Here is a 21,420-nt window from a genome sequence, read left to right as displayed (position 1 = left end):
TTGTCGTTGGAAATGACAAGGAGGCGTTTTATTGGGTTGGCTATGAGTGTTGAGTAGGGGCTGGCATTCATCGAGATAGAGGATGTTGTCTTTTGCCGGCACACGCACTCTCGAATGGCATTTGCCTGAATGAAAACGCTCTATCTATGGCGGTCTATGTGCTGAGATTAGTATTTCCAGCTAGGAAGTTGTAAGTCCTTTGGAATAGGGTCGTAGCAAGGGTATTCGGTTTGTAATCCGTATTCGATGATGTAGTCGATAGATACACCAAATGAACCAGCATAGTTCGCTCGTCTAAACTTTTGAGGGTCATTCTTGGCGGTTTTCTCTAATACCGTCCAAATCATCTTTTTAATAAACTCAGGGTGGCGTTTGGGATCGAGCGCCATGGTATCACGCATACAGAACCAGTGATTGCCGCCTAAGTCTTGTTGACGATTTGCACTGCCAAAGTACGCAGATTGCAAACCTTGTAGATAGGCATTGAGGCGTATTGATTCGACGGTGTCCGTTTCATCAATGTGCTGCAAAAAGTAAGGCAGCTTGGTGAGGTCTGCCATGTCTTTTTTATCAATGCTCATGAGAGTTGGGCTATTGTATTGCTCGTGTATCTCGCTCAGCAGTTGAGTGAGCTCAGGAGAATGCGTTTGCGCTTGTGCACTTGCGCAGGTAAGCAGCAGTAAAGGTAGGACTTTTTTCATAATAACGCTCCTTTTAGATACCTGATCATAATACCAGTATTTAGACGGTGCATAAAGTCCTTTTTATGCACCTTGATCAGTATTATTTTTTGGGTTTTGGGGTGTATCTTGGCACCGCAGGGTAGGTTTGATCGGCGGTGACGTATTCCGTCCTTTCGGGTCTTATCACCTCAGCCTCTACCTCTGGTTTGATGGTCATCTCAATCACGGGCTCTGGTTTGGTGATCGACTGCTGCGTCTGATTTTGTTGCTGCTGAACATCCTCCGTAACCCCATCGAAGCGTTCTTGGTTAAACAGTCCACCGGTTGCTTTGTTGTGCATCACGGCGGTGCGGGTGGCGTCTACGGCACCTTGTGTTTTCTCCCATTCTTTCTCCATGGTTTTGCTTTGCTCTGGGGTGAGCGAAGGCGGCGTTGTCGGTGTGGTGGCTTGATGGTCTTGGTTCATCTTGGCCACAATGCGTGCGCTGTCGCCATCGAGTCCCGCCATGGTGGAAAATTGCTCAGTGCGCGTGAATTTCTGCCAGCGCTCTTTCGCTTCCGCAATGTCTTCCGGTTGGTAAGCGGTCATGAGACGTTGGACTTCTTTTGCTTTTAGCCCTACATCTTGCTCCAAGTAGTTCTGGAAGCCTTGGATTGCATTGGTTGTAAAGCTGGCCCCGCCCGATTCCAAACGGGTTTGAGTGTTGGATAGGGCGTTCAAATCCGCTTGGCTTTGCATCACGCTGGCTCCTAGAGACTTGGTGTTGCTGGCGTTAATCGCAAAGTCATGCGCAAACTGCTCAACTGACGTGCGCGTGTCTTTGTTGTCCACTTGGGTGCCGGCACTGGTGACGGCGTTGGCTCCTTCAGTGTATTGTTTGGTGGCTTGTTCAAGCTGCTGCCTTTGCTCGCTGGTCATGTTGCTGTAGGCGGTGCGCTCTTCGTCTGACCACTTCACCCCAGCGCTGGCGCTGGCGCTCAGGGGACCAAGCCTGCCTCCCGCACCCACTTCCACACCGGCATAAGCGCTTTGCAAGTACGCTTGAGATTTCTCTTTGCTCCATCCCGTTTGCTTGCTGACGTTGTCAATGGCGCTTTGCATGTTGCTCATGCCCTGACTGACTTGGGTATTAAAGCCAGTGCTGCTGCCTTCGCCATAGCTTAAGTTTTTACCCACGCTGTCATGCCAGCGGTCATTCAATGCCGCGCCAGCTTGGATGGTCTGCCCTAGTTGGGTGCTAGTCTGTTCCAGATTTTGCTGGGTATTGCTGCGCGCATTGGCGACACTCTCTTGCAGCATCGAGGAGGTGTTGGCACTGACGTTACCGCGACTGGTTGTTTGCGTACTGTCGTAGGTGGTGCGTCCATCGCCATGTTGGGTCGTCACCGAGCCATCCTGGTTTTGGGTGTAACTGTGTCCTTGGTTGGTGAGTGTGTTGGTATCAAACTTGTTGGCATGGGTGTTGTTCATGCTGTGGTTATCAATTTGCATACTGCCAAAGTCCAGATTACCGGTCGATGCAGCCGCGCTCGCTCTGGCATTGGTGGAATTAATCATACTCGATAGTTGGTAGTTCATGCTCGATACGACCGATTGTCCCCCTTTGAGGATGCCCCCTGCGATTGCCGGCACGCCTATCATCAAGATTCCGGTCATCCAGGCAAAGCGGCTGTGAAGCTCATCGGCCGCATTGGCATTGGAGAGGACGAGGCCACCAAATGTACCAGAGACATCGGTGGATAATGATTCCAGTCCCCATAACTGGATGCCATTGATGATAGCAAAGAGCACTGGCCACGTAGCCAAAAAGGCAAACGTGCCAAGGTAGTTTTTCAGTACCATCAGGGTTAAACCTGGAATGACCGCCGCACCGGCGACAAAAAAGGCCAAGCAAGCAAAGAGCATAAACAACATGGTATGGAGCATGGGTAAATACTCCCTTGCCATTAAACCGAGAGAAGCCCACATCGAAGTGGTTTGCAGTTTGTTGGTTGTGTAGGCGTAATTGAGCGCGGCTTGGGTGGGGTCAAGGCTATCTAGGTTGTAGCGAAGTTCATTCATCAGCATGTTTTGCTTAATGGTGTTGGAAGCGCTGGTGCTGATGGAAAAGAATTTGTTGTAGCTGCGTTGGATCGATTGCACGATTTGCGGTTTGTAGCGATTGGCTTCTTTGCCGAGTAAATGATGCGCTAACAAGGTGACATTTTCATTCGAAGCCGCATCAAAGCGCTGTTTTACAATGGGGTAAGCTTCTTCACACAGTTTATAGCTGATTTTTCCGCCGCCCTCATCAAGGTAGAGCGCGCGCAGTGGGCTTTGTTTGATGCCATCGAGAAAGGTAAAAATATTCGTGGCGGCAAAGAGTTCATCCCAAGTGTACTTGTGGTTAATTCTCACATCGCCAATCATGCAATTTTGAAAATAATCACTCCACAGCTTTTTGAGTCCTATTTCGCGCACGCTAGATTGCCTTGAGAGCTGATAGAGCTCAGAGGCAAACAGCATGCCTGTTCGCCCATAACGCTCATCATCTGAGGTCGTGAAGATGGCTTCCACCCCTTCGGTCATCCCCACCATGATAGAAGAGAAAAAGTAAGTCGGCACGGCGACGAGGTAGGGAACGTTATCGACTTTGTAGGCTTTTCCTGGTTGGGTTTTGTCAATGATGAGCATGTCTGCTTTCATGTTGATAAGAAACAATGGCACCGCAAAGAAAACCACCATCCATTTGATAATGTCTTTGGGGTTACGAGAGAGCATGAAGATAAACAAACTGGTGATAAGGCCCAGCATCATGCACATCTGTAAGTAATCGCCAAAGGTATTAGTTTTAAAAAAGGTGGCCAACGCGTTAAAGGCTTTGTTGACCACCTCGCCAGAGGTGTAGGTGTAATACTCAAGTATCATAGGTTAGTTCCCATAAGCCGGTGTTGGTTTGGTGGTTGTGCCGATGTCCTTTTGACTTTGCTGCGCCGTTTTTCGTTGTGACTCGATAAGCTGGTTGCGCTGGTTAAGCGCCTCAATGGCTTTGTCGGCAAGTCCTGTCGTAAATCGTTTGGCGTTATCGATATCGCGCGTGATGAGGGCGATATCCTCGACACTGTTATTGGTACTGGCCAGTGATTGGCTGGCGATACTCAACATATTGGTGAGGTATTGATTAAGAAGCTCTACCGCTATCATGCGTGAGTAACTGCCGATCTCGGGTGTTTGATTGGCTGACAGATCATCCATAAAAAATTTGAGTACCGGTGTCTGGGTCAGCTCTAGAAAGCTCTTTTGTTTATCCGTGAGTTTTTGGTCAGTCGCGATGTGGCGTAGTATCGATTCCAGTTGTTTGCGTATCTGGCTTTGAATACCGTTGGCCTGACTGATGGATAAGTTGTTGGCCTTGGTGATGGTAATACACTCTTTCGCTCCGGTGTTTCTGCACTGGTAAATGTCGGCTTTACCTCCTTCTAAGAGCACGTTGACCAAGTTGTTATTATTGGTCAACAAGCTAGGGTAGTAGCGAGGGTCGCCGTTGGCATCGTAAACGTAGGTCCCTGATAGGCTCATCATAAATTGCGCGAGGTGTACATCTGCCGACAAAAACGCATTATTAATAATTGCCGACCACACCACATTATGATTGGTTTTGGTGATGTCTTTCAGGGCTGAGTCGTTTTTTGCGTTGGCCAGTTGACCGGCGGCTTTACCTCCCGCCCCACATTCATGCTGAGCTTGTACCCAGTCTGAGAAGGCATTGTTTTGTGTGCCGAGCGTGGCACAAACATGCTTTTTGGTGGCGGGTGCCGCAAAGGCCGCCAATCCACCGATGGCGGCTTGTGCGGCTTCACAAGAATTCACGGATTGGTTTAGGTATTTGTCAGCAATGGCTTGCAGATTATCGAGGTTTTGTTTGAGCTGCGGTGCCCAAGTCTGCAAGGCCAAGTTGACAAGAAAAGGGGGGGCGTTGTGGATAATGGCTTTACCCAGTTTCACCAGTTGGTCCGAATTGACATGAGAGAACCCCCCCATAAACATGTCAATTCCCGAGCAACCCGCACTGATAGAGGGCACGGTGACACTGACCAATTGCGCGTCCACGATGGGGGTGCGTACAAACAAGCTGCCTCCGGTGTAATAGTTGGCAGATTGGCCTTGGTAAGCGCTAGGGTTGGATACGTTGGCGTTATAGCCTGAGCTATCAAAAAAGCGTGCTAGGGCGTTGTTGGCGTCGGCGTGACTCATTGCGGGTAAAGCGATGAGCAATAAGGGAATTATGTTCTTATGCACCGAAATGGTGGATAAGTGGTGAGTAAAATAGCGCCTCATTGCAATGCCTCCTGCACTCGTGGATCATTGAGCGCGTTTTGAATGCTCTGAGCTAACGTGCTTTCTGGCACATCGCCGATGCTCAAGCGGGAAAACTTGCGGCTGTTTACGTTCATCAAGAAGAGGGCCGGCATGATCGCTTTCGCATTTTCAGGGAAAAAGGTGCGGCCAATTTCAGGGGTGACCGGAATGGGAACTTCAAAACCTGGGATGCCTGTAGCATCAACAGAAAAAGCATAGACGGGCAGTTGGAAGCGCTCGCTAAGGCGAGTGACTTTAGGCGATGCCTGATGGCAGTACGAGCAAGTGCTTTGAAAAAAGAAGACTAAGGCGTATTGGTTTTGCATGGCGGCGTGCGCGCTGCCAGCGAATAGCGAAAAACTCAGCAAAAGGATACTTAGATATGGCATGACGCCTCCTTAATGTTTAAAAATCGGATTGTTCAAAGTTGGTTGCGACGTTGTAAAAACGCCCAAGTAGCTCATTTTGGCTTATCCAGCCATACGCCAGTGGCTTCATCTCTCCAGTGCTTGGGTGCACTAAAATCAATGCGGGGGTAAACGGCACTGAAACCTTGCCTTGGTTGTGGCGGTTTTCTTTGATGTTAGTGATGAAGGTTTCATCATTACTGATCCCAAGGAGCTCAAAATGGTATTGGTCAGCAAAGGCTTGAATGGATGGGGCGAGTTGCTGACTGAGCGTGTCTTTGCCGTCATAGACAAAGAAAAAACCCCAGCCTTCTTGCTTCATTTTCTCCACGGCCTCGGTTTTCTTTTTGGTTTCAAGCTCCAAATATACCTGCCTTGCGGCTTGCTCTGTCGGGTGGTCTTTGGTGTAAGAGAGCTCGGGTTTTTCCAGTAGTAAAGCCTTAAAGGTCATGCCTAACTGGTCGGTTTGGTCGGTAATAAATCGATTAAGCGCTAGGAACCTGGCCAGTTTTTCCTTATCTTTGGGGTGGATAACCGCATCGTTTTGCGCCTCCTTATGCATGGTGTGGAACCACGCCATTTGTTCGGTTGCTGACAAGGTTTTCGGGCTTGATATGGTGGTTTGGGTGTTGCTTGGTAGTGACTCGGGTTTGGGCGATTGGGGGGCTGGTTTGGGTTCGTTGTACCATCGCCACCCTGGCGGTGTTTCATTAGCCAAGGTGGGAAGTTGAACAAGCAGCCCTAGGGTAATGACGTAAAGCAGTCGTTTTTTCATCATCATAGACCTTGATTGAGTGAAGCAAAGTGATTAAGAAGGATGCTTTAATTGCCCGTTGCACTTTGAAGCCGTTCCTTGATTTCATCAAAGTTAGGGAGCTGGGCGTTGGCGTGCATCTCAGGGTAAAACTCTTTAAAGTCGATGTACTCAAAGTTGATTTGACCCAACTCTTCGGGCGTGATGGGGGCGCAGGTAGGGCTTTTCGCACTGCCAAGTCCCTTGCCTAATTGCCCGATAGCGCCTTGCTCTTGAATGATTTTGGCAAGCTTGCTGTCATAAACGCAGTAGCTACGCTTTTTACGAGTGCAAACGCCTAAGACTTTTTTGGCGCAATATTCACCGACATAGAGGGTTAATCCTTTCTCTTTAGCTTTGCCTAGTGCCTCTTCTGCTTCGCTGCATTTTGCGCCAACATCTTGTCCCCAGCCCGAGTCTTTGCAGCAGTCGTTAAAACCGGCGAGTTTTTTGTCACACATCATGGGTTTACCGGTAAAGATTTGTGGCGGGTCGCCAATGTCTTTGACCGCTTCGGAAAGGCCAGCTAATGCCGCGACAGATTTATCAAAGTTGCCATTAAGTTTGGGCTCCTCCGCATAGCAATCGCCATCAAGGCAAAAGGATTGTTCACCGCACTGCATTTGGGTGGCGCGGCATGACTTATCAGGACAGCTTTTCTCAATCTCTTCTTCGACGCAAACCCCATTTTGTTTGAGTGAACAAGAACGAGATTGTTCGTTGCAGTCGTTGGGTAAGCTGGCGCATGAGTCTGCTAGTTCACAAAGGTGATCAACCTGGTATTTCCAACAACTGAGATAAGTGCTTATGCCATTAATGATGCGAGTCTCTGCACCTTCGACGCAGGTGCGTTGTGTTTGTTTACATTCAGGCAATAACGTTGAGCAACTGGATTGCCACTTCATTACGTTTGCCCCTTTTTTGTAATCAATAGTGAATGTACCGTTGAACAATCCAGCATCTTTAAGAATATCAATCGTGATGTCACTTGATGTTCCTAACGCGGTTGCCTGATAGAAAGACGGGTACTTTTGGAGGCAGATATAACCAAATCCCCCTTTTGTACAGAGGCTTCGTTCCGCTTCGGTTGTGTTAGAGCCATCCCTGTAGGGTTTGGAGTGGATCACGTTGTTGTTGATAAGGAATTTAACCCCATTATTAATGGCCGGAAGACAGCTTAATCCTTGGCATGTGAGTACCGTAGGGAAGCGGATCCCTGTGATTTCTGTTACGCCTTCTGGCAGCGAATAATGAATAGGAGTAAAACCATTATAATCAAATGAAACACTGCCAGTTTCTATACTTTGCTCAGACACATAAGGCGTTTCAAAGCAAGAGACAGGGTTGTTCGTTGGTGAGGTGCAGATACGTGTATTATTTTCAATCAAGCACTGCGTTCCAGTCTCACAGTCCACATAGGCGTTAGAAATGCCATGGGTCACTTCAAAGGCATGTTCTTGACCGAGTAAAGCAAAGCGCATCGCAGGGTCGCTCTTTATATCAGGCTTACCCTTGTTGAAGTTATTCTGTATTGCTTGGGCGGTCTCATCTTCAGCGAAAGCAAGGTTTTTTTGGCTATTGATGTCACTGTCAGACAGTCTCGATTCTTTGGGCGCGCGGATATCTCGGCGGCAGGTTTCATCGGCGCAATACTCATCGATATTAAGCGGTAACGCATTGGGTGTGAGTGCTTGACTCGCGGTTTGCTTTGCCCAATTGGCGCTGTCGGTAAAAGTTTGTTGGTCGTCGGCGAACGCCAAAGTGCAAAACAGGCTGAGCGCGAGCGCAGCCCAAGAATACAGGCGCATAGGGAACACCTCACTAAACGTAATGGCAAGAATAACTATTGTGAATATAAGGTGCGCAGTAGGGGCTGAACATTTTGCTGCGCGTCCCCTAGTGCGAGGTAATCCAGTGCTTGATAAAGCGAGATATTACCGTAAAGAATGTCGTAGTCCGTGGTGGAGCAAGGCTGCTCAGGCAGGCAGCGACCTGGTTTTACTGAGACAAAGGCGGGCACCTTGGTGATGCCAAATTGCTTAAACCAATCCGGGCTGATAGAAAATCCGCTCTGAATGGGGGCTTTGTTGGGTGAACGTATCAATGACTCGATGCGCTTGGCGGTCGCAGGAAAGCCTTCAGGTAAAACGCCACGTATGACAAGAGGGACACCGAGATGTTCACTTTGCATTAAGAGCTGTTTAAGTGCGGTCTCTGGCATGATCAACGACACAAAGACCATCACCCCTTTGGGCGCTTGTTCTGGATTACGTGTCGGTTTTTGAATGCCTAATAGTGGAGAGAGACTTTCTTCTTTCACCAGTTCTTGGATTTTTCGGCTAGCCTCAAGCGCTTCCTGCTGATAGGCACGGGCTTGATTTTGTACCTGGTCAATGCGAAACGGATTTGTCGCGCTGGTTTGCTGGCTGAGCTCTTGCTCAAGCTTGGCAAAAGCTTTGAGCTCTTCTTCTGTATAAGCGTGGCTTGGGAGTGAGACAATCAAGCTCAGAAAAAGGAGAGAGCGCCCAAGGGCGCTCTCAAACGATAGTGTGGTCATGCTAACCTCTTCGCTATGGACGTTTGAAGGGGGGATAGAGAGTGTGGGCGTCTTGAAAACTGATTGAACACACATTGCGAGCGTTAAGTACTTTGTAAAATGAGAACGGAAAACTCATCAAAGGAAAACTGCAATAGATGTGCTTGTGATTAGCGATATCTGTCTTTAAAAAGTCTTCGACAGAGCTTAAGTTGCTGGCAATAAAAAGATCTGACTCGCCTTGTCTTGTTGACTGTGAAAACGTCATGATTTCCCCCTTACAAAAATACACAGTTGCGTTTTCGCCACTGAACAAAACCAAAGTTATCTCCGGTGACGGGGTTGTCGTGCCCCGCTTCCCACAAGGTGGTGGTGGTCGTATAAGGATGGCACCATGCTGCATCAGGGATGGGAGACGACATTTGATAGCGGTAGCGGGATTTGGGCAAAATGGGGTCTGGATATTGATAACAAATCGCCCCATCCTCACCGCGCGTCTCCCATACGATACCTTGTCTGTGAAGCTTGTAGTTCAGCTTTTCCATCAACAGCGTCGCCGCTTGAATGGGGGTATCGCGGTAGTTCGTTGTGCCAGTCAGTGGATACGCACTGCCCTGTGAACCCAAGCACCAAAAGAGCGCATCAATAGGTAAGACAACGTTCGTTGAGGTGATCATGGCTTCAGGAACACAAGCAAGTTGTGCAATCAAGTTACCAAAAAGCAAGGCTTCTGGGTTAAGAATAAGCGACAGTTCGTCATCATCCCAAAGTGGATCAATTTCGGTCATGTAAGCGACGTCAAAATTGTCGGTGGCCATACAAGCGGCGGATTGCATCAGCTGCAACCAGTAAATAACGGGGTATTTGTACCAGTGCGCATGATAAAAGCCGCCGTCACTGCTGTCGCTGTCGCGAGCGGTCACTCGCCCACCCACTCGCTGACTGTTTGCCCCTGACATTTGCGTGCCCATGTTAACCATGCAATAAGGAACGCGGGTAATGTCCGTTAACGCGTAGGGCTCCCAATAACCAATGTTGACCCCAATTTGCACAAAGACCGGTGGCGGCTTTGGGCAATAAGAAATCGGTGAGACAGGATTATGGGTATCGGGGTATTTTGAGGGCATGACGGTGGCCGAGCCGATGGTCATAGGGAATAAGCAATCCCAACAGATGTCTGTGATGGGGTTGATAAAGCGGCTTTTGCACGCCGCGCCGGCTGCTAGGGTTGATGGTGCTATAAAAACCAATACGCAGCACAGTAGTAAAGGAAAATATCGCGGTGTCATGGCTCGATCTCCAACGGTGGTAAACCAGATACATCCACTTCATCGATGCGCCAGCGCGTACCTTCTTGATAAGCAATAGCAGGTACGTGAGTGATGCTGAGCCTTTCGGTTAAAAAGCCGTCTTGTGCAAAGTATATTCTGGCATCGAGTAAGGTTGCCATTTGGTTTGGGCTACCTCCGGTCAGTATCCACTTTATCGGCTTGGTGTTTTGATACTCGCTGGCAAAGCGCCTTTGCTGCGCGTCTCTTGCATCAATAAAGATCAGTACCTTGCTGAGTTCAAATTGAGGTAAAACGTCTTTTCCATCGACCTTTGGCCAAGTTCGGCTGTCAAAGGGATTGACTTTAGTACCCGCTTTGGCAATGACTTGACCGGTGGCGGGGATAATGATGTCTTTCGGGATGGTGATGCTTGGGTCAACGTAAAAGGTGCGAGGGTTGGTTGTGGTCATTAATCCTTCAACCGGCGGCGGGTTTTCAATGCTTTTTTTAACTCGCTCGGTAAATTCCTCTTGCATGTCAGCCAGCTTACCGTTTGCTTCAAATTGTCTCAGCCTGTGGTCAATCCATTCAAGCATGTCAATTTCACCGATTGGAAAGACGGGGGCGACTTGCCCCAACTCTTTTCCGTAAGCGCTAAAAGTGGCCATACCCGCTGCCAGGATGAACGGAAGCGAGCTAACTGCTCGCTCCAATTGCTTGATTAAAGGCTTCGATTTCTTTGCCATAGAAGTGCATGGAAGTCTGTTCAATGGCGTCTTCCAGTGCCATGCCTTGTTTGTAAAGATTTTCACAGTATTCAAACTCCTTGGGCTCGGTTGAGAACATGGCCCGTTTGACGGGGGAGGCAAAAAAGCGGTGATAGGTCACGTGCCCACCGGCTTTGATGCGTGCGCAGCTGTATCCTGCGGTGGAGGACTTATCAAAGCTTTTGATGATGCGCTGCTCATAAGGGCTAAACGCAGATGGGTTTTGTGACAGGTATTTATCAAACCCTTCCCCTTGGCGCAGAATGATGTGGATATCGGAGTTGTTGTAACAAGCTTTCGCCTCCTCACTGCTAAAGAAGTCTTCAATCCCTTGGGTTACCGTACAGAAAGCACCTCCGAACTTACGAGCGGTGCGATAGCCGGTGTTGATGAACTCACGGGCTTGCTCGTTCGCCCCAGACAGTAAGCTCCACGCTTCTTCAATGATGCACAGCTTCGGTGTTGAACGAGAGCCTGATAGGTACATTTGCTGATTGATCGACACCATCAGGGCGAAAATCACCGGACGAAGCACCGCTGGCGGGAAGCCATCCAACTCTAGGGTGGTGATTTCCACTTTAGGATCGAGCATCGACGGTTTGTTAAACACTTCTTTGTACATTCCGTCACTACAAAACTTTTTCAGTTGCACCGCGATGTCTTTAATGCGCCGGTCGGAATCGATGCCGGCAATCTCAATCAAGGCGTCTCTGACATCATCCACTATCGCTTGATTACCTTTTCGCTCCCAAGCGGTGACGATGGCGTCACCCAGCACGCTTTGTTGAAACGCCGTTAATGGGGCGTAAGGGGACGCGATGGTGGCAAAGAGTGCGGTGATGTTGTCGAGCGCTTCCAGCATCGGGTCAATGGCGTGTCCGTCATCATCAACAAACTCAAACTCTGCATTTTGTATCGAGCCTAAATGCGTGAAGGGGTTTAAAAAGATATTGGCGTGCGTCATGTAGGTGCCGCCGAGGCTTAACGTCAGCTTTTTGTAGCTGGAGCCTTTATCGAGTATCCACACTTTACCGCCCATAGCGTAGATGACTTCTGCCATTTCCTGAACAAAAAAGCTTTTTCCTGCCCCAGAGCCACCGGTGAGTGCGATGTTTTGGTTGTCACTGCCACAGGTAAAGGGATTGAAAAATGAGATTTGCTGGCGCATTGTGGGAAGAAGTACCCCCCCTTTGAGTTGGCAGAAGTCCATGATGAGCGGCAAGAAATTCACCAGATTGGAACTTTTTAATGTGCGCACACGACCTGCCTTTTTACAATCTTGCCACAACCCTTCACTCATCATAAAAGGCAGTGTGGAGAGCAGGGACTGTGGCTGATTCATTTTTAGCGGGATGATATCGAGTCCTGCATTACTGAACGACTCTTTCGCCGCTTGTGTGTCTTTCTTTTGGTTGTCCTTGTCGGTAAAGAGGGTGACGGTCAGTACCATTGACGCAATCGTAAACTCTTTTGAGAGCAAACCTTTCTGTATGCCTTTGCGCTCTTTGAGTTCGTCTTCTGCTGTCGGTGCGAGCAGCGCCATTTGACTGTTCACGGTTTTGTTGAGGTCTTTAATTTTGTTGTCGTTATCGGCGTTTTGTTTGCCTGTCGGTTCATTGCGAAAATTCAGTGTGACGCGATACGGACACGTAATGTTGCGTGACACGTTGCGAATGGAGGAAAACGCCTCTGGTAGCGCATAAAGTCGATAATCCCCTGGCAGTCGAGACAGGCCCATGTTCACGATCTCGGTTTGAACTTCTTTTCCTTGGTCGTTGGTATGTCGAGTGGCAATGTGACCGCGATAGGTGAGGGCTTCTGTATCGGGTGATAACGCCTGTTGGTTTAAAGGCTCTAGGGGGTTGTAGCTTTTTTCCTTTGGGCGGTCTTGCCGCTTATCAAAGTTCAAAATATCGCCCACACTGGTGAGCAACATTTCTGGGGTGACGGGCAGCAAATCAAACCCAAGTTGCGCCAGTCCTGTTTCGAGGGTGAGACGCGCATCGAGAAGCTCTTGTGGGTCTTTCTCACAGGTGGAAACAAAAAAGAACGCATCGTGATCGCGTAAGTCGAAACGATTGTTTTTTTGTCGGTGCAAAAAGCCGTGCTGCGCGGCATAGTGAGCGTAAATGGCATCGTCATTGGCCATCTTTTGGCAAATGCCCCCGCGCTGACTGAGTTGGGCTTGATTACCCTCTAAGTAGTGCGCGACGCGGTTATGGCCAAATAGTTGTACTTGATAATCCCATTTGTCACCTTGGGGTAAATCACCAATAAGGTGGCTAAGCGATTGAATAAGATCGTCATTAGCACCGCCTAGAACGCTGAGTTTGAAGCCAAACCCACGAGAGTGTGTGTTTTCAAAGACGCGTTCAATTGGGTCATAGTCTCGATAGGGCAATTCATGGTGGAGGTGGTTTTGGGCGCGTTTCGCCTCTTGGAATAAGGCGGACAGGCCACTGCTAGCACGTGAAAGCATAATGGCTCCTTTTTTCTTTTACCAATACAAAGACAGTGGCCAACTGGCACTCGCCATGGCCTCGTCAGAACGTTGGATGATTTGTTTCATTGAGAGTCGCTGATTAATCTTGCCAAATAGCGCGCGCTGGTCGCCCTGACCAGTGCCCTTCATCTAAGATGAAGTAAACATCCATGGTATCGATGTAATGGTTATCTTTATCGATGAACGGGAAGATGGTGAGTTTTTTTACCTCTTCTTGGCTTCGCTGTGGCTCCCCATCTCGGCTGCGTCTTGGCAATAGGGTGAACGCGGAAGGTGGGGCGAGTTGCGTTTGACTGGATAGGGTATCTTGGTCTCCAGTGTAAGCGTACAAGTTGTCTCTCACCTCGTTCATCGTGACACAACCTGAAACGCCACCGACTTTGTCACAGCTGTAATCGCTGTCAAAGCCGGCGCTACAGCCGGTTAAACCGAAGAGTAGTGAAAGAGAAAACAAAAATTGCAGTTTCATGATTATTCCTCACGCCCAAAGCCCACGCTGTTTAGCCCTTGTTGGGTGAGCTTTTGCGCTAATGGGTTGTTGATGGGAGCAGCTTGGTTAACTTGGGATAGCGCTGGCGAATTAGTGATGACATCGAGGATCTGATTGGTGCTGGAGACTTGTTCACGCTGTGCTTGAATGCGCGTCTCGTATTCCTCGGCTAGGAGCGGATCGAGCGGAAACCCTTCTAAAAAGACAATGTTCACTACCGAGCCTGGATTGACTTCCACAATCGGATGATAAAGTTCAGCGAGCTTGATGTAGTAGTCAGCGAGCTTACTGCCAACGCTTTCTGTTGCGCCGCCAAGCAAGCTTAATCCGATCTTATCGCTATCCACACTTTGGCTTGGCCCTAGAGCGGTTGGTGTGGTGGTTTGTGCCAACGCCTTGCCAGCATCCCCCAAGCCTTGCAAGATACCTGCAATACCTGCCATTTGAACGATTTTGCCGTTTTTCAAAATAGTGGTGCCGCGGATACCGTTACGGCCAAAGTTAAACACGGTGGCATTGACGGGGATGTCTAAGATATCACCGTTGTCTTGAATACAGCTCATGCGGTTTGTTCGTGCGATACCGCGGCTGGATGAAATTTCGCCGTAAATGGCCCCTGTAATGGTACAGTTGTTCAGCTTGGACTTTTTACCATTGGGTAGGATGCCCTGATTGACGGTTTGAAAAACAATGGGTGAGGTATCCCCTTGGCCTGATACGCCCGCATTGGCATCAGCGCCGCCTGTAACCACGGCGGTGACAAAGGTGCCGGTCGGGACATAATTATCCGTTGTTCGGCGGGATTTTTTCTCATCAACGCTGGCTTGCCAATGAAATTCAAAGCTATCAAACGCGTCACCGCTAAAGGCAATGTCATCTTGTCTTCGGTAGGTGAACTCATTGATATTGCTCGTATCCACATTGTCATCGATGGCCGCCCTTGGTGGCAGACGATATTGTCCAAATGTATTGCCCTGGGCGGTGTTTGCGGTGCTTTGGCTTTCCGCGTTGAGACTTTCGGTCAGTTGTGTCTCAAGCTGGGCTTTGAGCGCCTCAATTTCATCGATCTTTTGCTGCATCTGCTGCTCTAGTCCTGCTAACTGCGATTCTTGATTGCGGTTAGTGGTGGTTTTGATGTTCTCCAGTTCGGACTCTAAGCTGTCACCAAAACGACTGAGCATGCCTTCAAATTTGGTCAGGCTTTGCTCAAGTTGATTGATTTTATCTTGTTGAAAGGTCAGGGCTGATTGGTTGTCTTTGTCGGTGAAGTCATCGGTCACGATAGCCCCAAAGCCGACCGTTTCATGTTGGGTTTCTTGAGGATCAGCCGGTAAGGTGAGCCGCCAAACCGCAAAGGCAATCACGCTAACGACCGTTAGAACAACAAAGGTGATACTGCGGTTACGCTTTTGTGTTGCCGCATTCACCTCTCCCCCTTCTTCAAAGTCGCCATCCGTGTCTTTGAAAAACCGTTTCTTAAGCCCGTCCAAGCTGTGTCTTTGTTTATCGAACATGGGCGGCACCTCCTCCGGTGATGAGATAGAGCGTCGTGGTTTGTCCAGGTTTTAAGTGGTAGGCATCGAGCGCGGCTGAACGAGCCGAATAGCTGTAGAACTGCGCTGTGGTGAGGGGGATATCTTGAGTGTCTTGGTTTTTGAGCTGGTAAATGACGCCGGAGTAATCGGCACCAACAAAGACCGTTTGAGGAATGATGGCCAGTTTGGCGTCATCCTTTGGCAGCGTTTTGGGATCGACATCGTGGCGTTTAAAGCCAGCAATGGGTGATCCATCATGAACAAAGCGCATCATCGATTTAGTGAGTGCTGTCATGGCTGCGGGATAATCTGCTGCAAGCGTGATGGGGCTTTTCTGCTCTTTGTAACTCTCGGACCAGACAAACTCGGTGACTAACGCTGGAGTGGACTTTGGGGTGATAAACAACGCAAATAAGCGTCCTTTTTCCGTGGTAAGGTGTGCGGTAAACGGTAAGGCGATGTTGATTTTTAATGTGATAGAGCCAGAGGCGTCTTTTTGGTTGCCTGATGAGGTACAAAACCCTTTGGGGCAGACAATCGAAAGGATGCGGTCATTTTTAACCACTAATCGGTTGATATTAATTGAAGAAAGTGCCAAGGGTATGGTGTCACCTTCATTAAACTCATAGCTGACTTTACCCACGTTCTGCGCCATGGCAAAGGGAGCGATACAAAACGCCAATACCAAGGTGATTGAAACGAGGTGGCCGCGCCATCTTTGCTGTGGTGTTAATGATTGCTTATAGAGATTCATCGTTCTTGACCTCGACTTCTTCAATGGAAAGTAAGCCTAGTGAGCCTTGCTCATAGCTAAAGCTCACTTGATACCATTTCATTTCAGGCTCTAAAGCGCGTCGCCCTACGTACTTTTGCAGTTTGCCGTAGAGCTGCACTTGGAGGGTGTCGAGCGAAATGCGAATGGAATCGACAGAAAATTGGCTGCTTATGTTGTCTTTCTTAATGACGGTGGCCTCACGAAGCAGTTTGGGTTGTACACTGTTCCAGCTTTGTGCATCGACATACTCAATGAGTTGTCCAAACTGGCGTGAGACGTTTGCAGGGGTGACGTTGAGTTTTAAGTAGAGTAGATAATCGGCCATCTGCTCAAGGTAAGGCTCATCGACTGCGCCGTCCGAAACCGTAAAGGCTTTTGAAACCGTTGGGGGAATAAGAGTTCGGCTTTGATGGGTTAGGGCTTGATAACTGGTGTAACCCAATACGAGGTTGGTGATAAGCATAGCAAGAAAGCCTGCCACTAATAAGAAGTTGAGCAGGCTTTTGATGGCTAACCTATCCCGCTTAATATACGGGTCCATAACGGTTAGGCTCCTTAAAAAATCCAATACCTCCGACAAGCGGAGGGGGTGCGTTTAAAGAAAGTGGGACTGACAAAGGAAGCGCCCCACCAATAAAGTGACAAGATGATGATGTTGTCACCGTATTGCGCTTTGATGTAGCGTAACCCCCCGAACCAGCCTAGAGATAAAGCCAGTCCTATCATTTCGTGTTTAAGCCAAAATGAGAGCCCGAAGACAACCAAAGCGGGTGCGATTTCATCGGCTGGAAAGCCCAGAAATCGGCGTCCTTTGTTCATGTGTTTAGGGATTGAGAAAAACTGATGAGGGTCTTCCATAGCGATTCCTTACGCAAGCCCAACAAGCGGAGCACCAACGTTCCACAAAATAGAGCCGCCAGCAAAACCGCCCAGAGCAGCAAACCAGTTTCGAGTCATTAATCCGGTGACAACCGCACCAAATAATCCAGTGCCGAGCATGGCGGTTTCGACTGTCGAGCCTTTGCCGGCGGTTTCTTTCATGGCTTGTTTACCCGTTGCAAAAAGATCAGCGGCTAACGCTGGCTGCGTCACCAGAAGTGCAGAGACGGCCAAGCCAAGAGTGAAAGCTAAGGTGCGTTGAGTACGTGTGTTCATAATGTATTTCCTTCGTTGATTAAATAGTTGATTGATAAAGTGGCAAGGGTGCATAAAAGGATCGCCAGTCCTACCAGTACCTAGCTGTTGGCATAGGAGTCGTCGCGAAGAGAAATCGCGGTAGCGAAATTGACTACGGATTGGTTTAAGGGGGTAACCGCAATTTGAAAGAGGTTGCGAAAGCAGCGTCTTTTAAACTGCCTCTCTGCCTTGAGAAGGGTGTGAGTTCAATCCGTTGATGCGGTACGTTTTTGCGTTGACAAGAGGCGTTGCCTACGGATGCCTAGATTAGGCAAGCGGTATATAAAATTTGAAACAAATCCTGATGCTGGATCTTTTTTTATAAAAAAAAGCGTGGGATCTTAATTTGATGATCGGGCTTTCATATGTTCGTCAAACTTAGCAAGATGATCTCTAAGGCGAAAGCTTGCCTCTTGTCGTTTTGTTCTCTTGTTTTCTTTGGCAGAAGCTTCAAGTCGCTGGTTGGTTTCTTTGTCCATTTCAAACCAAATGCCAGTCATATCGTCTTTACTTGGCATTGTCTCTCCTTTCTCTTGGGGTCATTCCAAATGCTGTACGGCGTGGGTTGTTGATTGTGTGCGAGAAAAAAAGAGTTTTTGCATGTTGGCATAAACATACATTCAACTTCACTTAATGCAGCTTTTCGGTTGACGTGCTGTCGCCAGTTTTTCTCTGTGAGTGTGAGGTTGCGCTGCTTACGATAAATACGGCTGCATTTTTGTAGCTGTTTAATCAGTTCATTGTCGAGGTTGTACCGATGATACTTTTTTCGAGAAAGAGCTGGGCCCGTCATCAAACTGGTATTCACTGTTCTTTTCTTGTTGGGGATACAAGTCTGTATCCAGTGAACGCCAGTGACAGTGGGATTAACCAATGAACAGGTTAGCGCGGCAAATACTGCTTTCTCAGCTACGTGGCCAATGGTTTTAATCTTTAAAATGGAGGTGTTTTGAACAAGATGTTCGAAGAGTATTGCTTTATGTCGGTCTTCACAGAAACCGTACACGATATGCAGGTTAGTCATGTGAGTCTCCTTCTATTGAACGTACATAGGTTTGCTTAGGTGAGCAAACCTATGTGCTTTCGCAAAAGAGTTTTTCAGTGCGTGAAATTGGCTGGTACTCCCAGTCGCCTCAGTGAGGACTTGGTCACCGCCCCAGCTCGACGCAGGCGGCAGTAGGTGATTTAAAGTTGGAGTTCTATGCCCTCCGCGCCCCTCGGCGCTCTATGCATAAACCGGATGCATTACTGTTTGAATGATCAGTTGTAGGTGAATGATAAAGCATCAGAAACAGTATGTAAATTGAAACTTTAAATATAAACCTAAAATTAATTATTTAAATTAAAGATTTGTCCACAAAAGAGGACAATTGAAGTAAGGCTATGAAAATGTAAGTAGGATAGAGAAATGTCGTTAGGCGGCAGGATCAAAAAACTAAGAGAAGAGTCGCTACATATATCGAAAAAAGAGCTTAGCACTATGTTAGGAGTAAGCCAGTCTGCTGTTAACCAATGGGAAAATGGTGTCAATTACCCGTCTCAGAAGAGGTTGATAGAGTTGTCGAGAGTTTTAAAAACAACTTATGAATGGTTAGTAAACGGCACCACGAGTTCACATAATGACGGTTCAGAGTATGAAATCCCATTCTATGAGTATGTTAACTGTAGCGCAGGGGCTGGTTTTATAAATGATAGCGAGGAATCTATATTAGTCAGTGCCCATTTTATTCCTCTACTGGGCGAAATGTCGTTGGATAAAGTGATCGCTCTCAGGGTTCATGGTGATTCAATGGAACCAGCGATTTCTGACAAAGGTATTGTTTTTGTTGATACTTCCGATAAGAAAATTATTGACGGTAAGGTTTATGTTTATCAACAAGAAGATGTTTTAAGGGTCAAGCGCCTTGAATATAGTGTGAATGGTTTAATGATAAAGAGCTATAACGATAAGTATTCAGATGAAAAAATTAGCAAAAGAGAATTTGATCGCTTCTGCATAATAGGCAGAGTGTTGTATAGTATAAATAGATTTTAAACTAAAACTTTTTTGAAAACACTGAATCAGTCTTATCATATAATCAGGTTTTTGAAGTAAAAAGTGCATTACATAGCACGCTACTACATAGTCTTCTATGTAGTGTAATTTTCAAAAACTAGAATGTGTTAGGGGTGAGATCCTAACTGATAGCATTCGCAAAGTAGCTGTTCTCCCGTAAGTGAACGGCTTTTTTGTGCCTGAAATTTAAGCATTTGATTTTTTTTGCTGATTTTGTGTAAATTTAAAGCCCATTGTTTGGACCCGTCATTCCGCACCTAATTATCTAATAAATCATGTGACTTTCATCACACAACGATTGATTGGGTCATCCAATGGTGGCTACCCAAGTCGGTTTCTGATAACAATATTCGGTTAAACTATCTCTCATTACTATCAGGAGGTTAAACGTGACTCGTCATCAAAAATCACATGCCTCTCTGCGAGTGCCTCAAAGGCAGCAAGTTTTCGCAATTGTTACGAACGTGTCGGCATCTTCGGCGAAATAAATTCTAAAAATAGCTGCGGAATCTCGGTTGGACTCTCAATCCAAGCAACCCTCAGACTCAAAATTCTCGTAATAACCGCATCAATATCAGGTGAATACACTCTCACGTGTTGGGTGGTGATGCTGTGGGTGAGTCGAATGTTCAGCACTACCCTACCCTAGCTAAATCGCAATACGATAAAGAATATCGGGCGAAGCGCAAAGCACGCAAGCGTGAGTTGATTGAACTTCATCATGAGGTCGTCTCTCGTGAGCAAAAATCCAATCCGAATTTTACTTTTGGCTTTTCTAAACGCAGTTTGTTACGTTCAGGTGAATGGGTCGATCTTCCACATGAGTATGCCTATACCTTAAAAGGCTGCGAGGAATACATTACTCATCCTCAACGCTTTCCTAGCCTTTTGGCATGGGGCGGTGGTGCTGCCGTCAAGAATATTCAGTGTAGAGAACTGATAGCAAAAGCTCTTGCGTGTATTTTACCTAATACGGATTTGATTGGTGGCCGCATTGGTCTACCAACCGAAGCTGGACTAAAAACTATCAGTTATGACCAACTTCAAGAAGATTACGCTTTGCGTTGGGGAGCGTTCATCTCGCCTAAGTCATTTGCTAAAGTCATGAAGTGCCTCAAACGTGCCTCTTACGTTTACACAGAACGGATCAATGTGTGTGTGGACGATGGCATGGAAAGCCATCACCTACATGCTTAATCAGTGGTCTAACCTCATTCCGCATCCAATTATCTAATAAATTACGTGACTCGTCATCAAAAATCACATGCCTCTCTGCTAGTGACTCAAAGGCAGCAAGATTTCGCAATTGTCACGAACGTGTCGGCATCTTCGGTGAAATAAATTCTAAAAATAGCTGCGGAATCTCGGGTCTAAGCTTACTGTCTACTGCACCGATGGCGAACTGCGCATCAGCAATATCCTTGCCGAGAATGCAATTCGCCCTTTCTTGGTTGGGAGGTGGTCATGGTTGTTCGCAGGGAGCGAAAGCCTACAGCATCGTCGAAACCGCAAAGCTGAATGGGTTAGAGCCATACGAATATCTTCACACCCTTCTGACTAAACTGCCGTATGCCGAAACGGTAGAGCAGTTCGAATCTCTTCTTCCGTGGAATATCGCCAGATACTAATATTTCTGGCTGCTCACTTCAATACTGCTGGGTATTAACCGCTTACACTTGACTCTAAGTAGCCGCGATTCGTGGATGCTCATTCGGCGATGGCTTAAACCGATCTCAGGTTCATTAGATAATAAAGCCCACTTTTATGATTACTTATGAATCACAACCTTTCACTTTTAAAAATTGAAAGATTTCGAAATCATTTCGTAAGTAAGTTGAGAACAATATCAAAGTAATTTTCTCATCAATAAGTAAAATAATTATAAGAAAAATAAATAAAACAAGTTGTTAACTCCTAAGTATGTTTAAGAGCTAACGTAGAAACGGAATAAAAGTCATTCTGGATAATCCTTGCCCAACGGGCGAAGTCAACCGTGTCGTGCAAGGCGTGATCATCCACCAATTTGAATCATAACTGAGGGTTTCAATACTATGTCAGCGAATATTGTATGGTGCCGAATAGACGAGCG

At 47.5% G+C, this 21,420-nt stretch carries 19 protein-coding genes and 2 pseudogenes; 3 read left to right on the top strand and 18 right to left on the bottom strand.

Annotated elements, in window-relative coordinates; genetic code table 11:
• Positions 1-167 precede the first annotated feature (167 nt).
• From UF06_RS04655 to UF06_RS04570, 18 genes are all read right to left on the bottom strand, one after another.
• Positions 168-701 carry a hypothetical protein gene (locus UF06_RS04655; RefSeq protein WP_045569402.1) on the bottom strand — a complete coding sequence of 178 codons (534 nt, stop codon included), beginning with the start codon at positions 699-701 and terminating at the stop codon, positions 168-170.
• An 82-nt stretch (positions 702-783) separates the two neighbouring features.
• Complete coding sequence (gene traG, locus UF06_RS04650) at positions 784-3,591, bottom strand: conjugal transfer mating-pair stabilization protein TraG (protein WP_045569401.1); 2,808 nt, start codon at positions 3,589-3,591, stop codon at positions 784-786.
• Positions 3,592-3,594: 3 nt separating this feature from the next.
• Positions 3,595-5,001 carry a conjugal transfer protein TraH gene (locus UF06_RS04645; protein WP_045569400.1) on the bottom strand — a complete coding sequence of 469 codons (1,407 nt, stop codon included), beginning with the start codon at positions 4,999-5,001 and terminating at the stop codon, positions 3,595-3,597.
• Positions 4,998-5,411, bottom strand: a complete 414-nt coding sequence (trbB, locus tag UF06_RS04640) for a type-F conjugative transfer system pilin assembly thiol-disulfide isomerase TrbB (protein WP_045569399.1) — start codon at positions 5,409-5,411, stop codon at positions 4,998-5,000. The genes UF06_RS04645 and trbB overlap by 4 nt, the downstream gene beginning before the upstream one ends.
• Before the next feature lie 16 nt (positions 5,412-5,427).
• Positions 5,428-6,210 (bottom strand): type-F conjugative transfer system pilin assembly protein TraF, encoded by a 783-nt coding sequence (traF, locus tag UF06_RS04635; RefSeq protein ID WP_171816697.1) that lies wholly within the window; start codon positions 6,208-6,210, stop codon positions 5,428-5,430.
• 41 nt (positions 6,211-6,251) lie between these two features.
• Entirely contained in the window at positions 6,252-8,030 is a 1,779-nt protein-coding gene (gene traN, locus UF06_RS04630; RefSeq protein WP_045569398.1) for a type-F conjugative transfer system mating-pair stabilization protein TraN, read from the bottom strand.
• A 35-nt stretch (positions 8,031-8,065) separates the two neighbouring features.
• The gene (gene trbC / locus UF06_RS04625) at positions 8,066-8,779 is read right to left on the bottom strand and encodes a type-F conjugative transfer system pilin assembly protein TrbC (RefSeq protein WP_045569397.1); all 714 of its coding nucleotides are present in this window, start codon (positions 8,777-8,779) and stop codon (positions 8,066-8,068) included.
• A gap of 257 nt (positions 8,780-9,036) precedes the next feature.
• Positions 9,037-10,047 (bottom strand): conjugal transfer pilus assembly protein TraU, encoded by a 1,011-nt coding sequence (gene traU, locus UF06_RS04620; RefSeq protein ID WP_045569396.1) that lies wholly within the window; start codon positions 10,045-10,047, stop codon positions 9,037-9,039.
• Positions 10,044-10,742: a type-F conjugative transfer system protein TraW gene (gene traW, locus UF06_RS04615; protein ID WP_045569425.1), complete on the bottom strand. Its 699-nt coding sequence runs from the start codon at positions 10,740-10,742 to the stop codon at positions 10,044-10,046. The genes traU and traW overlap by 4 nt, the downstream gene beginning before the upstream one ends.
• Positions 10,726-13,275 (bottom strand): type IV secretion system protein TraC, encoded by a 2,550-nt coding sequence (gene traC, locus UF06_RS04610; RefSeq protein ID WP_045569395.1) that lies wholly within the window; start codon positions 13,273-13,275, stop codon positions 10,726-10,728. Before traC ends, traW begins: the two co-directional genes overlap by 17 nt.
• A gap of 103 nt (positions 13,276-13,378) precedes the next feature.
• Complete coding sequence (traV, locus tag UF06_RS04605) at positions 13,379-13,768, bottom strand: type IV conjugative transfer system lipoprotein TraV (protein WP_045569394.1); 390 nt, start codon at positions 13,766-13,768, stop codon at positions 13,379-13,381.
• Positions 13,769-13,770: 2 nt separating this feature from the next.
• Positions 13,771-15,303: a TrbI/VirB10 family protein gene (locus UF06_RS04600; RefSeq protein WP_045569393.1), complete on the bottom strand. Its 1,533-nt coding sequence runs from the start codon at positions 15,301-15,303 to the stop codon at positions 13,771-13,773.
• Positions 15,293-16,078, bottom strand: coding sequence for a type-F conjugative transfer system secretin TraK (traK, locus tag UF06_RS04595; protein WP_045569392.1), 786 nt, complete (start codon positions 16,076-16,078; stop codon positions 15,293-15,295). Before traK ends, UF06_RS04600 begins: the two co-directional genes overlap by 11 nt.
• Positions 16,065-16,640 carry a type IV conjugative transfer system protein TraE gene (gene traE, locus UF06_RS04590; protein ID WP_045569391.1) on the bottom strand — a complete coding sequence of 192 codons (576 nt, stop codon included), beginning with the start codon at positions 16,638-16,640 and terminating at the stop codon, positions 16,065-16,067. Before traE ends, traK begins: the two co-directional genes overlap by 14 nt.
• A gap of 14 nt (positions 16,641-16,654) precedes the next feature.
• Positions 16,655-16,957: a type IV conjugative transfer system protein TraL gene (gene traL / locus UF06_RS04585; RefSeq protein ID WP_045569390.1), complete on the bottom strand. Its 303-nt coding sequence runs from the start codon at positions 16,955-16,957 to the stop codon at positions 16,655-16,657.
• A gap of 9 nt (positions 16,958-16,966) precedes the next feature.
• Positions 16,967-17,254 (bottom strand): type IV conjugative transfer system pilin TraA, encoded by a 288-nt coding sequence (gene traA, locus UF06_RS04580; protein ID WP_045569389.1) that lies wholly within the window; start codon positions 17,252-17,254, stop codon positions 16,967-16,969.
• Between the two features lie 362 nt (positions 17,255-17,616).
• Complete coding sequence (locus UF06_RS04575) at positions 17,617-17,793, bottom strand: TraY domain-containing protein (protein ID WP_045569424.1); 177 nt, start codon at positions 17,791-17,793, stop codon at positions 17,617-17,619.
• Positions 17,772-18,299 (bottom strand): hypothetical protein, encoded by a 528-nt coding sequence (locus UF06_RS04570; RefSeq protein WP_045569388.1) that lies wholly within the window; start codon positions 18,297-18,299, stop codon positions 17,772-17,774. Before UF06_RS04570 ends, UF06_RS04575 begins: the two co-directional genes overlap by 22 nt.
• Before the next feature lie 384 nt (positions 18,300-18,683).
• Between UF06_RS04570 and UF06_RS04565 the strand changes: the two genes are divergently transcribed.
• From UF06_RS04565 to UF06_RS04555, 3 genes and pseudogenes are all read left to right on the top strand, one after another.
• On the top strand, positions 18,684-19,310 hold the full coding sequence (locus UF06_RS04565) for a LexA family transcriptional regulator (protein ID WP_045569387.1): 627 nt from the start codon (positions 18,684-18,686) through the stop codon (positions 19,308-19,310).
• 633 nt (positions 19,311-19,943) lie between these two features.
• Positions 19,944-20,498 (top strand): annotated as a pseudogene (locus UF06_RS04560) (hypothetical protein); the annotation flags it as partial.
• 226 nt (positions 20,499-20,724) lie between these two features.
• A pseudogene (locus UF06_RS04555) lies at positions 20,725-20,959 on the top strand (transposase domain-containing protein); the annotation flags it as partial.
• Positions 20,960-21,420 lie beyond the last annotated feature (461 nt).

It is taken from the genome of Vibrio sp. S234-5, assembly GCF_000960595.1.
Taxonomy (GTDB): Bacteria; Pseudomonadota; Gammaproteobacteria; order Enterobacterales; family Vibrionaceae; genus Vibrio.
This window is presented reverse-complemented; position numbering and strand designations above follow the sequence as displayed.

Bases quoted from the DNA above. Each gene is read 5' to 3' on its own strand.
- traU (WP_045569396.1), bottom strand. From the start codon at position 10,047: ATGACACCGCGATATTTTCCTTTACTACTGTGCTGCGTATTGGTTTTT.
- UF06_RS04645 (WP_045569400.1), bottom strand. From the start codon at position 5,001: ATGAGGCGCTATTTTACTCACCACTTATCCACCATTTCGGTGCATAAG.
- UF06_RS04570 (WP_045569388.1), bottom strand. From the start codon at position 18,299: ATGACTAACCTGCATATCGTGTACGGTTTCTGTGAAGACCGACATAAA.
- traV (WP_045569394.1), bottom strand. From the start codon at position 13,768: ATGAAACTGCAATTTTTGTTTTCTCTTTCACTACTCTTCGGTTTAACC.
- UF06_RS04575 (WP_045569424.1), bottom strand. From the start codon at position 17,793: ATGCCAAGTAAAGACGATATGACTGGCATTTGGTTTGAAATGGACAAA.
- trbB (WP_045569399.1), bottom strand. From the start codon at position 5,411: ATGCCATATCTAAGTATCCTTTTGCTGAGTTTTTCGCTATTCGCTGGC.
- UF06_RS04565 (WP_045569387.1), top strand. From the start codon at position 18,684: ATGTCGTTAGGCGGCAGGATCAAAAAACTAAGAGAAGAGTCGCTACAT.
- UF06_RS04655 (WP_045569402.1), bottom strand. From the start codon at position 701: ATGAAAAAAGTCCTACCTTTACTGCTGCTTACCTGCGCAAGTGCACAA.
- traL (WP_045569390.1), bottom strand. From the start codon at position 16,957: ATGGAAGACCCTCATCAGTTTTTCTCAATCCCTAAACACATGAACAAA.
- traN (WP_045569398.1), bottom strand. From the start codon at position 8,030: ATGCGCCTGTATTCTTGGGCTGCGCTCGCGCTCAGCCTGTTTTGCACT.
- trbC (WP_045569397.1), bottom strand. From the start codon at position 8,779: ATGACCACACTATCGTTTGAGAGCGCCCTTGGGCGCTCTCTCCTTTTT.
- traA (WP_045569389.1), bottom strand. From the start codon at position 17,254: ATGAACACACGTACTCAACGCACCTTAGCTTTCACTCTTGGCTTGGCC.
- traG (WP_045569401.1), bottom strand. From the start codon at position 3,591: ATGATACTTGAGTATTACACCTACACCTCTGGCGAGGTGGTCAACAAA.
- traF (WP_171816697.1), bottom strand. From the start codon at position 6,210: ATGATGATGAAAAAACGACTGCTTTACGTCATTACCCTAGGGCTGCTT.
- traE (WP_045569391.1), bottom strand. From the start codon at position 16,640: ATGGACCCGTATATTAAGCGGGATAGGTTAGCCATCAAAAGCCTGCTC.
- UF06_RS04600 (WP_045569393.1), bottom strand. From the start codon at position 15,303: ATGTTCGATAAACAAAGACACAGCTTGGACGGGCTTAAGAAACGGTTT.
- traC (WP_045569395.1), bottom strand. From the start codon at position 13,275: ATGCTTTCACGTGCTAGCAGTGGCCTGTCCGCCTTATTCCAAGAGGCG.
- traK (WP_045569392.1), bottom strand. From the start codon at position 16,078: ATGAATCTCTATAAGCAATCATTAACACCACAGCAAAGATGGCGCGGC.